Source organism: Pseudomonas sp. C8002 (assembly GCF_013385765.1).
Classification (GTDB): domain Bacteria; phylum Pseudomonadota; class Gammaproteobacteria; order Pseudomonadales; family Pseudomonadaceae; genus Aquipseudomonas.
Genome location: NZ_JACAPJ010000006.1, coordinates 64,587 through 78,020 on the forward strand (window position 1 = coordinate 64,587; position 13,434 = coordinate 78,020).

General features: G+C 61.3%; 13 protein-coding genes. 5 read left to right on the forward strand and 8 right to left on the reverse strand.

Features of this window, described 5'->3' with window-relative positions; translation table 11 throughout:
• Window positions 1–117: 117 nt before the first annotated feature.
• Complete coding sequence (locus tag HX814_RS10715; protein ID WP_008436349.1) at window positions 118–618, reverse strand: Lrp/AsnC family transcriptional regulator; 501 nt, start codon at window positions 616–618, stop codon at window positions 118–120.
• Between the two features lie 118 nt (window positions 619–736).
• Here HX814_RS10715 and HX814_RS10720 point away from each other — a divergent pair, with 118 nt between their 5' ends.
• The 4 genes from HX814_RS10720 to HX814_RS10735 all read left to right on the forward strand — a co-directional run bounded on the left by HX814_RS10720 (window position 737) and on the right by HX814_RS10735 (window position 5,270).
• A complete protein-coding gene (locus tag HX814_RS10720) occupies window positions 737–1,771 on the forward strand; it encodes a histone deacetylase family protein (protein ID WP_177009442.1) in 1,035 nt (344 codons plus the stop codon).
• Between the two features lie 77 nt (window positions 1,772–1,848).
• The gene (locus HX814_RS10725; RefSeq protein ID WP_003215190.1) at window positions 1,849–3,258 is read left to right on the forward strand and encodes an amino acid permease; all 1,410 of its coding nucleotides are present in this window, start codon (window positions 1,849–1,851) and stop codon (window positions 3,256–3,258) included.
• Window positions 3,259–3,462: 204 nt separating this feature from the next.
• On the forward strand, window positions 3,463–4,872 hold the full coding sequence (locus HX814_RS10730; RefSeq protein WP_177009441.1) for an OprD family outer membrane porin: 1,410 nt from the start codon (window positions 3,463–3,465) through the stop codon (window positions 4,870–4,872).
• 164 nt (window positions 4,873–5,036) lie between these two features.
• A complete protein-coding gene (locus tag HX814_RS10735) occupies window positions 5,037–5,270 on the forward strand; it encodes a molybdopterin-binding protein (protein WP_003215195.1) in 234 nt (77 codons plus the stop codon).
• Here HX814_RS10735 and HX814_RS10740 read toward each other — a convergent pair.
• From HX814_RS10740 to HX814_RS10750, 3 genes are all read right to left on the reverse strand, one after another.
• Window positions 5,251–5,760 carry a cytochrome P460 family protein gene (locus HX814_RS10740; RefSeq protein WP_003215197.1) on the reverse strand — a complete coding sequence of 170 codons (510 nt, stop codon included), beginning with the start codon at window positions 5,758–5,760 and terminating at the stop codon, window positions 5,251–5,253. The genes HX814_RS10735 and HX814_RS10740 overlap by 20 nt on opposite strands.
• Window positions 5,760–6,800 carry an alpha/beta fold hydrolase gene (locus HX814_RS10745; protein ID WP_003215199.1) on the reverse strand — a complete coding sequence of 347 codons (1,041 nt, stop codon included), beginning with the start codon at window positions 6,798–6,800 and terminating at the stop codon, window positions 5,760–5,762. Before HX814_RS10745 ends, HX814_RS10740 begins: the two co-directional genes overlap by 1 nt.
• Window positions 6,801–6,933: 133 nt before the next feature.
• Entirely contained in the window at window positions 6,934–7,461 is a 528-nt protein-coding gene (locus HX814_RS10750; protein WP_177009440.1) for a GNAT family N-acetyltransferase, read from the reverse strand.
• 150 nt (window positions 7,462–7,611) lie between these two features.
• Here HX814_RS10750 and HX814_RS10755 point away from each other — a divergent pair, with 150 nt between their 5' ends.
• Window positions 7,612–8,739, forward strand: a complete 1,128-nt coding sequence (locus HX814_RS10755; RefSeq protein WP_177009439.1) for a sensor domain-containing diguanylate cyclase — start codon at window positions 7,612–7,614, stop codon at window positions 8,737–8,739.
• Window positions 8,740–8,742: 3 nt separating this feature from the next.
• Here the strand turns inward: HX814_RS10755 and HX814_RS10760 are convergent, their stop codons facing one another.
• From HX814_RS10760 to HX814_RS10775, 4 genes are all read right to left on the reverse strand, one after another.
• Window positions 8,743–10,419, reverse strand: coding sequence for an ATP-binding protein (locus HX814_RS10760; protein ID WP_177009438.1), 1,677 nt, complete (start codon window positions 10,417–10,419; stop codon window positions 8,743–8,745).
• Between the two features lie 140 nt (window positions 10,420–10,559).
• Window positions 10,560–10,979: an organic hydroperoxide resistance protein gene (locus HX814_RS10765; RefSeq protein ID WP_087695064.1), complete on the reverse strand. Its 420-nt coding sequence runs from the start codon at window positions 10,977–10,979 to the stop codon at window positions 10,560–10,562.
• A gap of 139 nt (window positions 10,980–11,118) precedes the next feature.
• The gene (locus HX814_RS10770; RefSeq protein WP_003215212.1) at window positions 11,119–11,976 is read right to left on the reverse strand and encodes a CAP domain-containing protein; all 858 of its coding nucleotides are present in this window, start codon (window positions 11,974–11,976) and stop codon (window positions 11,119–11,121) included.
• 81 nt (window positions 11,977–12,057) lie between these two features.
• Window positions 12,058–13,383, reverse strand: coding sequence for an MFS transporter (locus HX814_RS10775; RefSeq protein ID WP_008436370.1), 1,326 nt, complete (start codon window positions 13,381–13,383; stop codon window positions 12,058–12,060).
• Between the last annotated feature and the right edge of the window lie 51 nt (window positions 13,384–13,434).

Below are 13,434 nucleotides of genomic sequence, written 5' to 3' on the forward strand. Positions count from 1 at the left end.
CACAGCCTGTGGCGAGGGAGCTTGCTCCCGCTGGGGGTGCGAAGCGCCTCCAACGACAGGACCGCTACGCAGTCCAACGGGAGCAAGCTCCCTCGCCACAATGGTATTTGCATCGGATCACTTCCCCACCCGCCCCGGAATCGCCACCCGACTTGTCGCCTTCACCTCCCGCAACGCCAGGCTCGACTGAATCGACGCAATCCCCAACTGCCGCCGCAACACGCTCTCCACAAAATCGCTGTAGGCGTCCAGATCCTCCGCCAGCACCTGCAGCAGATAATCCGCATCCCCGGTGATCTTGTGGCAGGACTGCACCTGCGGCAGTTCCTTGATCACGGCCTCAAAGTCCTCTGGCGTATGGTCGGAATGCACGGCAAACCGCACATGCACAAACGCCATGATCTCCAGGCCCAGCATCTTGCGATCGAGGTTGGCCTGGTAGTCCTTGATCACGCCTTCTTCCTCCAGCCGCTTGCGCCGTCGCCAGCATGGGGTGAGGCTCAGTGACAGGCGCTCGCTGAGTTCGGCGTTGGAAATACTCGCGTCTTCCTGCAGCAAGGCGAGGATGGCGAGATCGGTGTCGTCAAGTGCGACCTGTCTGGTTTTATTTTTCTTCATGGCGGCTCTTTGGGGTAAAAAATCCCGATTACGCTAGCATCGGCGCACGTAAAAGCAAAGAAAGCCCACCGCAGCCAGAACAAAATAATCACCTGTCTTTCACGGGTGGATGTCTTTCATGTTGACTGTTTTCAGCGACTCTCATCGTTTGCACCATGGCACCGAACTCAAGGATGGCGTGCTCAAGCCGTCCTTCGAACAACCCAGCCGCGCCGACACGGTGCGTGACCGGGTCAAGCACGTGGGCCTGGGCGATATCATCGTCCCGCGCACCTTCGACCGGGCCTGTTACGTCAATGCCCACAGCGAACGCTACGTGTCCTTCCTGGAAACCGCCTGGGCCGAATGGACGGCGATTGGCCGTGCCCATGACGCCTTGCCGCTGGTGTGGCCGGTGCGGGACCTGGCCAATGAGCAGGTGCCGGAATTCATCGACGGCAAGCTCGGGTTTTTCGCGATGGATGCCGGTTCACCGATTACCAGCACCACCTGGGAAGCGGTGAAGACCAGCGCCGATATCGCACTCACCGGCCTGGCATTGATTGATGAAGGCCACGACAGCGCCTTCGCCCTGTGCCGGCCACCGGGCCACCATGCGGCGCGGGAATACATGGGCGGTTATTGCTACCTGAATAACGCAGCCATTGCCGCGCAACAGGCGATCACCCAAGGCGCCAAACGGGTCGCGGTGCTGGACGTGGATTTCCATCACGGCAACGGCACGCAGAACATTTTCTACGACCGCAGCGACGTGATGTTCGTCTCGCTGCATGGCGATCCGTCCGTGTCGTATCCCTACTATTCGGGCTTCAGTGCCGAGCGCGGTGCCGGGGCGGGCGAGGGGTTCAACCTGAACTACCCGCTGGCGAAAAACACCGGGTGGAGCACCTACAAAGAAGCGTTGCTCGACGCCTGCAATCAACTCAGAAAGTTCTCGCCGCAAGTGCTGGTGATTTCCCTCGGCGTCGACACCTTCAAGGACGATCCCATCAGTCATTTCCTGCTGGAAAGCCGCGACTTCCTCGGCATCGGCGAGATCATCGCCAGCGTCGGCGTGCCCACGCTGTTTGTGATGGAAGGCGGCTACATGGTCGATGAAATCGGCATCAACGCGGTCAACGTGCTGCACGGTTTCGAGAACAAACACGCCTGACCCCGATGCCATTCCAACAATAAACAACGCCTGACTTTTTTCTGCCAAAACTCAAAAACATAACAAGAGGTTTTGTGATGAAAACAACCGTGCCCGGGCTGATTGAAAAGCCCGCTTTGCAACGCACCCTCAACAACCGCCATATCCAACTGATGGCCATGGGCGGTGCGATCGGCACCGGCCTGTTCATGGGGTCGGGCAAGATCATCGCGCTGTCCGGCACCTCGATCATCCTGATCTACATGATCATCGGGCTGTTTGTGTATTTCGTGATGCGCGCCATGGGTGAGCTGCTGCTGTCCAACCTGAACTTCAAGAGCTTCGCCGACTTTGCCGGTGCCTACCTGGGGCCGCGTGCGGCGTTTTTTCTTGGCTGGTCGTACTGGCTGAGCTGGAGCGTGGCGGTGGTGGGGGATGCGGTGGTGGTCGGGGGCTTTTTCCAGTATTGGTTCCCGCACGTGCCGGCCTGGATACCGGCGATTGCAATGCTGCTGACCCTGTTTGCCTTGAATGTGCTGACGGTGCGGCTGTTCGGCGAGGTGGAGTTCTGGTTTGCGATCATCAAGATCATCGCCGTGGTGACCCTGATCAGTGTGAGCGTGGTGTTGATTGCCAGCTCGTTTGTGTCGCCCACCGGCGTCACGGCTTCCCTGAATCATTTGCTGGATAAACAGGCGGCGTTTCCCAATGGCGTGTTCGGCTTCTTTGCCGGGTTCCAGATGGCGATCTTCTCGTTTGCCGGTACCGAGTTGATCGGCACGGCGGCGGCCGAAACCCGTTCGCCGGAGAAGACACTGCCCAAGGCAATCAACTCGATTCCGCTGCGGATCATCCTGTTCTACGTGCTGGCCTTGGCCTGCATCATTGCGGTGACATCCTGGGAGCAGGTGTCCCCCAGCAAGAGCCCCTTTGTCGAGCTGTTCCTGGTAGCCGGCTTTCCCGCCGCCGCCGGGATTGTGAATTTCGTGGTACTGACCTCAGCGGCTTCTTCGGCCAACAGCGGGGTGTTTTCGGCGAGTCGCATGTTGTTCGGCCTGGCGGACCTGGGAGACGCACCCGGGATATTCCGACGACTGTCGAAAAACAGCGTGCCGTTTATCAGCCTGGCGTTTACCACCTTCCTGATGCTGCTGGGCTTGTTGCTGCTGTTTATAGTCCCGGAAGTGATGACGGCCTTTACCATCGTCTCCACTGTTTCGGCGATCCTGGTGATCTTTACCTGGTCGACCATCCTGGCGTCCTACATCGCCTATCGGAAAAAGTGCCCTGAGCTACATGAAAAATCCCTCTACAAAATGCCCGGTGGCGTGCCGTTGGCGTGGGTTTCACTTGGCTTCATGGCGTTCGTACTTTGCCTGCTGGCACTTCGCCCAGATACCCGCCTGGCCCTTTGCGTGATGCCTGCATGGTTTATGTGGCTGGCGGTTGCCTACCATTTCTCGCATTTTCGCCACCGACTCCAGCCTGATCAGCGCACGGCGCAGTAGCGGTTGTCGTACAACCGCAGGCCATTCAACCCTCGAAAAAGGCCGGCTTGTACGGCCTTTTCATGACGGTTTTTTCATCGGTACATGACAAAAATTTCACATTCTGCGCCATCAGCCCCATGCCACAATCCGCAGCGTTTGCAGGGCCGCAACGGTATTCGCTCGAAGGACAGTAAAAAAATAATGTTCACAGGGGCGCAGTAAATGAAACTCTCTACATTAGCGTTGGCCATCACGGCGGCTGTCCTTGCACAACACGCCAGCGCAGACGGCTTTGGTCTTGGCTCACTCGGCACGGGTGACGGCCATAGCGGCTTCCTCGAAGACAGTCATTCTTCGATCAGTTCGCGCACCATGTACTACAACGCCGACGTTCACTCCGGCACGGCGAACGACCTGCGGGAAGCGGCTCAAGTACTGCGTTTCGACTATAAATCCGGTTACACCCAGGGCACCGTCGGCGTAGGTTTCGACGTGATGGCTTTCGGCGCGTTGCGTCTGGACGGTGGCGATGGCCACGCAGCGGGCAATGGCCTGTCGGGTAACGGCAACAGCTTCTTCCCGGTGAAGAACAACGGCACCGAGCCTGCTGACAGCTTCGGTCGCGCAGCCGGCAACGTTAAATTCCGTATTTCCCAGACTGAATTGCACGTGGGCGGTGGCCTGGCCCCGATCCTGCCGATCCTGGTGTCGAACGACAGCCGTGCCGCGCCGCAAACCTTTGACGGCGGCATCCTGACCTCCAAGGACATTCCCAACGTCACCTTCACCGGCGGCGAGCTGAACAAGGCTGAAGGTCGTGCATCGAGCAACTCCACGGGCTTGAGCGTGGCCGGTGCCACTCGCGACAGCGACAGCTTCCGTTTCGGTGGTGTCGACTACCAGCCGTTTGGTTCTTCTGACAACGTCTTCGCTAAAAACCTGACGTTGCAGTACTACTACGCCAACCTGGAAGACTTCTACAAACAGAACTATTTTGGCCTGGTCCACGTATTGCCATTGGGCAATGACCAGTCGTTCAAGACCGACCTGCGTTATTTCGACAGCACCAGCGACGGCAAAAACGGTTCGGCCGGCTATGCGTTCAACAACAACGGCGGCTATGCCAAGCACGCCGGTGAAGTCGACAACAAAACCTACAGTGCTGCCTTCACCTATCAGTTGGGCGGCAGCCAGTTGATGCTCGGCCATATCGGCGTGAGTGATGACGGTGGCTTCGTCTGGGTCAACCAGGGCAGCATCGCCGATCCAACCGCCCAAGGCGCGGCCGGTTCCGACTTCTACCTGTTCACCGACGCGGTGGTTGGCCAGTTCTCCCGTGCGGGCGAGCAGGTCAATTTCGGTCAGTACCTGTATGACTTCAGAACCCTGGTGCCGGGCCTGAAAGCCTCGATTGCCTACCTGAACGGCAGCGACATCAAGGCCAAGGTTGCCGGTGGCAGCGATCAGTCGGAACGCGAAACCGATTTCCGTCTTGATTACGTCGTGCAGGAAGGCCCGCTGAAAGGCTTCGGTACTACGTTCCGTACCGGCAGCTACCACGGCCATAACACCGGCACCGCCGACCAGGATCAGACTCGCCTGATCTTCAACTACACCTACGCGCTGTTTTAATCAGTCGTCGGTAACTGCTCCAGATGAAGGCCGCCCATTGGGCGGCCTTCTTTATTGGCGTGGGGTTCCAGCCAGAGCAGGGCGCTACAGTTGTTTTTACACAAGGCAACGTTTAACCATGCGCGGCAATTCCCAACCTACAAGTCAAGACAAGAACCGTTTCCATGAAAGTCAGTGCACGCAACGTATCCAAAGGCCAGGTCAGCCAGGTCCAGCACGGCGCGGTCAATGCCGAAGTGGTGTTGACCCTGCCCGGCGGCGAGCAGTTGGCGGGCGGTTCGAAGGTGTTTTCCATCGTGACCCGCGACGCGGTGGCCGAGTTGGGCCTGAAGCCGGGCGTGAGCGCCACGGCGTTTGTTGTTGAAAAGGGCTATTGCGCTAAGGCGCCAGCCGGGTGAACACATAATCGTGGTTCTTCACCAGCGCCTGATGGCAGGCAAAGCACGTCTCATGCTGCGCCTGGTCTACCGGCTTGCCATTGATGAACCGTCCAAAGCCCCAGCCTCCGGTCGCTGCGTATTTCTTCGAGTCCTTGACCATGAACTGCACGGTGGTCGCCGCGCCGGGAATCGACGCGGTCTTGAACTCGGGCGATTGCACGTGCTTCCAGGCCAGTTTCGCCAGCACGGTGCCGTCGGGGAAGGGCAGCGTGCCGTCGCGGTACGCCTTGAGCGCCACTTTATTGCCCAGCACCACCCGCAGTTCATTCAGCGGGTCGGCTTCCTGGGCCGGCGCGATCAGCTCCCATTGACGGTAGCCGTCGGGAATGGTCACGCCGTAGATCGGCGAAGGCTCGCTGGTAGCCGGGCCGCCAAAGGCGAACCCGGTAGCGGTGGCCACCACGGCAGCTGTTGCAGCGACGAGTGCAGCAAGATGCAGGCGCTTCATCACAGGTGGTCCGCATCGATCACAGCCTTGGCAAAGGCTTGCGGTGCTTCCTGCGGCAGGTTGTGGCCGATGCCGCCGCTGATCAGCCGGTATTCGTACTTGCCGGTAAAGCGTTTGGCATAGTCCTCTGCGGCCGGGTGCGGCGCGCCGTTGGCGTCGCCTTCCATGGTGATGGTGGGTACGTTGATGGAGGGTGCAGTGGCCAGTTTCTGTTCCAGCGCAGCGTATTTTTTCTCGCCCTGCACCAGCCCCAGGCGCCAGCGGTAGTTGAAGATAGATACGGCGACGTGGTCGGGGTTGTCCAGGCCCTTGGCGCTGCGGTCGAAGGTGGCGTCGTCGAATGCCCATTTTGGCGAGGCGATCTGCCAGATCAACTTGGCAAAGTCGTGGGTGTTTTTCGCATAGCCGGCGGCGCCGCGATCGGTGGCGAAGTAGAACTGGTACCACCATTGCAACTCGGCCTTGGGCGGCAATGGGTTCTTGCCCGCGGCCTGGTTGCCGATCAGGTAGCCGCTGACCGATACCAGCGCCTTGACCCGCTCAGGCCACAACGCCGAGACGATGTCGGCGGTGCGCGCCCCCCAGTCATAGCCGCCGAGCACGGCCTGCTTGATCTTCAGCGCGTCCATGAAGTCGATCAGGTCGACGGCGAGGGCGGCCGGCTGGCCGTTGCGCAGGGTCTTTGCCGACAGGAAATGGGTATCGCCATAGCCGCGGGCGTAAGGCACCAGCACCCGGTAGCCCTGGGCAGCCAGCAGCGGCGCTACCTCGGAGTAGCTGTCAATGTCGTAGGGCCAGCCATGCAGCAGGATCACCACCGGGCCATCGGCCGGGCCGACTTCGGCGTAGGCCACATCCAGCAAGCCGGCTTTCACATGCTTCAACGGGCCGAGCGCGCTGTGGGCAGTTGCGCTGGCCGCCGCCGGTGCTTGCGCGTCCTGTGCACTGGCGACGCCGAGGGCACCGAACTGCAACAGCGCAAAGGCCAGCAGCGACGCGCCCATCAGGCGGCGGGGTGGGGTGTTCAACTGTGTGTGCATGGTGAGTCTCCGGCGGCGGGTGGTGTGCCTGGCTCACAGTTGAACGTAGTTGTGTATCCCGTCTGTTTCGAGAAAGCGGTTGGGTTAAAGGTTTTGTATCGCAGCGGTGTTTGGACACACTGCGATACAAAGGTCAGAGGGCCCGCCGGGCCACATACACCAGGCTCGGCGCCTGACCGGGTACATCGTCCAGCTCATCGATGTACTGCATGCCGATTTTCTCCAGCACCTTGATCGACGCTGTATGCGCCGGACGCACCACGCCGTACACCTGCGGCTGGTCCAGTTCGACAAAGGCAAACTGCAACGCCGCCCTGGCAATCTCGGTTGCAAAGCCCTGGCCCCAGGCGCTGACCGCAAAGCGGTAGCCCAGGTTGATCCGCTCAACGTCGTTGTAGGGGTACAAGGTGATGCCACCAAAGCCGATCACGCGGTCCGGCGCCTCTTGTGTGGCAATCGCCCATTGGCCGAAACCATGTTCTGCCCAGTGCAGCAGCCAGCGAGCCAGGGCGGCCTCGGCTTGGCCCAGGTCCGTCAAGGGGCCCGCCGGGTTGTAGCGGTTGGTCTCGGGATCGCCATAAATGGCAAATACACTGGCCACATCGTCGGCCGCTGCGGGCCTGAGAATCAGGCGTTCGGTGGTAATCGGGTGGGTATTCATGGGTGGACTCTGATCCTTGGAGCGAGCGAGAAGGTGTTCACCTATATTTATCCTGCTTTCGGCGCTCTAGCACGCTTGATTCAGTTGTTAGGGCTACTGGCAGGATGCCACAATGGCACTTTGTCGCGGCAGTAAGATCAGGCGGACCAAATGAATGGCCTTGGGCGTGGGCAGGACCAGGATTGCTTCATCGAGGAGCAGGTACGAACAGATCGATTGCACCAGCTGTTTCGCCAGTCATTCTCTGCAGTGTTCGGCAGTTATATGGCGGCCGCCATGCTGTGCTGGCTGTGCTGGGAACGTTTTGATCACCGGGTAATGCTGGTCTGGCTGGTGGTATTGGCGGGGACGTCGTTGCTGCGGGTGTGGATGTTCATGGACTGGTTTCGCTGCCCCAACAGTGAACGCACCCCCGCGCGCTGGGAGCGGCGCTACTGGGTAACGCTGATGTTGTCGGCCGGGGTCTGGGGCATCGGCGCATTCGCCCTGATGCCCACCGACGACCGCCTGTCCCAGGCCCTGGTGATGTTGTTCACCGTGGGCATGTCGGTCAGCGCAGTCTCGTGTTATTCGGCCTATCGCTACATGACCCTGGTCTCCATGGGCCTGGTGCTGCTGCCGTGCACCCTGTGGCTGCTGTTTCAACCGTCGTCGATGCAAGTCGGCATGGCCCTGGCGGTGCTGGTGTTCTCTTCGTTTGTCGGTGGCGCCACGCGCAAGCTGTCGGATGCCCTGGAAAAAGCCTTTCGCCTGACCCGGCAAATGGAACGAGCCCACAACATCTCCGCCCGCGCCGCGCAAACCGACGAACTCACCGGCCTGATGAACCGCCGGGCGTTTTTCGAGCATGCGCAGTTGCTCTACGAACAGTGCCGGCATAACCAGCAGCCGTTGTGCGCGCTGATGATGGACATGGACCACTTCAAGGACATCAATGACACCTACGGCCACCAGGCCGGGGACCAGGTGCTGCGCCAGATCGGCGGGGTGATCAGCGCGTCGTTTCGCCAGGCCGATGTGTACGGGCGGCTGGGGGGCGAGGAGTTTGCGGTGTTGCTGCCGGATACGTCGCTGGAGACCGGGCGGGACATCGCCGAGCAGTTGATCAAGGCCATTGCCGGGCTGACCAGCGAGCCGGTCAAGGGGTTGACCGCAAGCCTCGGCGTGGCCTGGGCTCGCGCGGTGGACCAGGACCTGCACGGCCTGATGAACACCGCAGACAAGGCGCTGTACCGCGCCAAGGCCCTCGGGCGTAACCAGGTGGCCGTCGCGGAATAGGCCTCAGCCCTTGAGCAGCGCCTTGGCCAGCACCTGTGAGACCTGGTCGGCCGAGTAGGGCTTGGGCAGGAACACCAGGCCTTCATAGCCGCTTTCCGCCAGTTCCTCGCTGTAGCCCGAGGTCAGTACCACCGGCAGGCCGGGCCGGCGGCGTCGCAGTTCCCTGGCCAGGGCCACCCCGGTGATGCCGGGCATCACCACGTCGGAAAACACCGCATCGAACCCCAACGCGTCTGCGCCGGCCAGTTCCAGCGCCTGTTCGGCATTGGTTGCCCAGGTGGTCTGGTAGCCGAGGTCCTGGAGGATCTGATTGGCAAAGCGGCCCACTTCCAGGTTGTCTTCCACCACCAGGATATGGCGCTGGGCGCATTCGGTGATCAGCCCGCAGGTGTCCGGGGTGTCACGTTGGAAGCTCTCTTCAGGTACCACTTGCGGCAAGTACAGGGTAAACACCGTGCCCTGGCCAACCTGGCTGGCCACATCGACGTTGCCGCCCGATTGCTTGGCGAAGCCGAACACCTGGGACAGTCCCAGGCCGGTGCCCTTGCCGACTTCCTTGGTGGTGAAGAAGGGTTCGAAGATGCGCTCGAACGTCTCCCCGGGAATCCCGCTGCCGGTGTCGGTGAGTGAAATGGCGATGAACGCCTGGCGTGAACCGGCGTCACCACGGATGCTCGGCAGTGCTTGATCGGCGTCCAATCGCAGGGTCAAGCTGCCCTGGCCGTTCATCGCGTCCCGGGCGTTGAGGGCGATGTTGATCAGGGCGGTTTCAAACTGGCTGGAGTCGGCGCGGATGTAGCACGGCTGCCCGGGCAGTTCGACGTGCACATGAATCCGCGCGCCAGTCACCGTCTCGAGCATCTCGCCGATGTTTTTCACCCGCAGGCCTGCATCGAACACTTCCGGGTTCAGCGGCTGGCGCCGGGCAAATGCGAGCAACTGGCTGGTCAATTTGCCGGCCCGGTCCACGGTGTCGGTGACCGCGCTCATGTAGCGCTGGCGACGCTCTTCGGACAGGCTCGGCATCCGCAGGAAGTCGACGGATGAGCGAATGATGGTCAGCAGGTTGTTGAAGTCGTGGGCCACGCCACCGGTCAACTGGCCGATGGCTTCAAGCTTTTGCGATTGACGCAAGGCGGCTTCGGTCTGGGTCAGCAGGGTGGTCCTTTCGGTGACGCGCTGCTCCAGGCTTGCATTCAGCTCGGCCAGGCGCTGGGACAAAACCACGGTGGCGGTGGTTTCGGTCACGGTGTCGAGCATGCCGACCACCTTGCCCTGTACGTCGCGGATCGGGCTGTAGCAGAAGGTGAAGTACGCCTGCTCCGGCGCGCCGCCGCGTTCGATCGTCAGCGGGAAGTTTTCGATAAAGGTGGCTTCACCTGCGAAGGCGGCATCCGCGATCGGACTGATCTGGGGCCAGGCTTCCTGCCAGATCTCGTTGAATGGCCGCCCGAGGGCATCAGGCTTGTCGCCGAGAATCGGGATAAACCCGTCGTTGTAAAGCGTGATCAGCGCAGGCCCCCAGACGATCGCCTGGGGGAAACTGGAGGCAAGGCACAGGGCGACGGTGGTCTTCAGTACGTCCGGCCAGTGTTCCAAAGGCCCCAATGGCGTATTGGCCCAGTTGTGATGCCGGACCCGTTCGGCCATTTCGCCGCCGCCTTGCAGCCAGTTTGTCATTCGGTGAACGCCTTCTTGCCACGGTTCGCTGAGGTAGGGATGCCAAGCTACAGACATCCCGGGACTCAGCCAGTTCAGCGGGATTATCCACTAGATGGCACTTTAGTGTCTCGGCCGGATAATGCTTCGCTGAGCTCCCTTCAGGCCACCGTAATCGTTACCGCGATATTGCCGCGGGTGGCCTTGGAATACGGGCACGTCTGGTGGGCACGGTCCACCAGTGCCTGCGCCGCCGAGTGTTCGATACCCGGCAGGCTGACCCGCAGGCGCGCTTGCAGGTAATAGCCATCTTCCGGGCTGTTCACCAGGTCCACTTCGGCACTCACCGCCGTGTCGGCGGGCAGGCGGATGTGAAGGGTTTGTGCGGCTTTGCCCATTGCGCCGATAAAGCAGGCGGACCAGCCGGCACCAAACAGTTGCTCGGGGTTGGTGCCGGGCGCCTTGGAGCCGGGCGGCGACAGCTTGATGTCCAGGTGCAGGTCATCGCTGTGGGACGCGCCTTCACGCCCGCCGGTGGTGTGGGTTCTGCCGGTGTAGAGCACGGTGCTGTTCTGGGACATGACGGTTTCCTCGCAAGTGGCCCGGGGTGGGCCGGTGTGCACAGGAAACCGCGCCGGCGTATCCGCAATGTGTCATCGCCGGGGCCCTGCACCTCGCAGTGTGTCGCCTCGCCGGGAAGATACGTTGGGATACAAACCGTTATTGCTGCTGCACGCCAAACAAACCGGTCCAGTAGATGCCGGCATCACTTTTCGGGTCCATGGCGTAGGCGGCGCCCATTTCGCGGAACTGCGGGTTCATCAGGTTGGCACAGTGCCCGGGGCTGGCCAGCCAGCCGTCGACCACCTTGCGTGGGGTGTCCATGCCGGCGGCGATGTTCTCGCCGATCTGCTGGCCGATGTAGCCTGCCAGTTCAGCCCGGTCACCCGGGGTGCGGCCATCGTGGTCCAGGTGATCGAAGAAGTTGCCGTTGGCCATGTTGCGCGCGTGGCCGGCGGCGGCGTTGGCGAGTGCTTCGTTCCAGCTCAGGGGTGTGGTGGCGGCAAAGGCCTGGGCGCCACATTGGCGTGGTTGCTGGCGGGCGGTGTTGATCAGGTCGAGCACCTTCTTGCCTTCGGTCTGGGTCTCGCCCAGGCCGCTGGTCAGCAGCGGGCGGGCCAGCACGATGCGCCAGTCCTGGCCGCTGTTGCTCACGCCGATATCAATGAACTGCGGGTCGAGCACCACCCGGCAAAAACTTTCGCGCACGGCTTTCATCGCGGCTTCGGCGTTCCTGGGCCCGGACAGGCTGATGGCCTGGACGTTGACCATCGGGTACGCCGCCCGCGCCAGCGCCTGCTGCAAGTCGCCGACACTGTTGACCGGCAACACCAGCCGCGTGTCGCTGGCCAGCGGTGGCAATTCCTGGGAACCCTGGTTGCCGCAGCGCTGGACCTGGCTGCGGTATTGATTGATCGAGTCGACCAACAGGCTTTCTTCACCCGCCTGCGCCTGGGCGGTAAACACCAGACTGGCGGCCAGCGTCGTAAGACCCATCATCAATGACAGAACGCGCATGGACGTTTCCCTTGAGCTTGAAAGTGCCCATGATGCGCGATGAAGGGGCATCCATGCACCCGTTGGTCCGAACTTTTTGCCTCAGTTCTTGAATGCCGAGTGTTTACGGCCCTGATCGCACAAGGCGAACACCACCACCAGCAGGGACGAGATCGCGAGGATTATCACAACGCCATCAGTGGAGTGAGTGGCCGACGCCGCCACCATCGACAACGCCCCTAATGGCGCCAGGCCACCTGCGATCGCGGTGCCGATTTCCCGCCCGGTGCCAAAGCCCGAGGAGCGGGTCTGGGTCGGGAACTGGCGGCTCAGGAACGAACCCTGCGGCGCAAACATCATCGGCGCGAGGATGCCGGTGCCCACGCCAATGGCGACATAGATCATCAGGCTTTCACCGGTATTGAGCAGCGCAAGGAACGGGTAGGCAAACAGCAGCGACAGCAGGCCGCCGAGCATCAGCACGGTCTTGCTGCTCCACTTGTCGCACAACCAGCCGAAGCATGGCACGGCGACGATGGCGATCAGGCTGGCAATGGTCACCGACAGCGACGTGACGTGCACATCGACACCCTTGAACTGGGTGAGGTAAGCCAGGGAAAAGGTCTTGAAGATGTAGCTCAGCGCGTTGTAGCCAATCGCCACGAAGAACACCACGGCCAGGCCCTTGAGGTCGTTCTTGAACAGCGCCTTGAGCGGCGACGCCTTGGCCTTTGCGGTTTCCTTGCTCAGTTCCTTGAATTCCGGGGTTTCCGGGATGCTGTTGCGCACCCACAGGCCCACACCCACCAGCGCGATGCTGCAAATGAACGGAATCCGCCAGCCGCCGGCCAGCAGGAATTCATTGCCGTTGATGGTCAGCAGGTACACGGTCAGCGAAGACAGCAGCAAGCCCAGGTTCAGCCCGAGCGCCGGCCATGCACCCTGGCTGCCGCGCTTGCCTTCTGAGGCGTGCTCGTAGGAGGTAACCGCCGCGCCGGACAGTTCGGCACCGGCCCCCAGGCCCTGGATGATGCGGATAAACACCAGCACGATCGGCGCCCAGATGCCGATGGAGGCGTAGCTGGGGATCAGCCCGATCAGTGTGGTGCACACGCCCATCATGCAGAAGGTCAGCACCAGCACTTGTTTACGCCCGAACTTGTCGCCCAGGTAGCCAAACAGAATGCCGCCGAACGGGCGCGCGATGAAGCCGATGGCAAAGGTGGAAAACGCCATCAGCGTGGCGGCTTTCGGGTCGCTGTTATCGAAGAAAATCTTCGAGAACACAATCGCCGCCATGGTGGCGTACAGGTAAAAGTCATACCACTCCAGCATCGAACCGAAGATCGTCGCGGCCGCGACTTTGCGCAGGCGTTTCCTGGTTTGCTCGGGGGTTTCAACGTCCGGGGTGCGGGCTGTAGCCGTCATTCTGTACTTCCTTATGAGTCATTATATTTATTGTCAAAGTGAGGCGTGGTG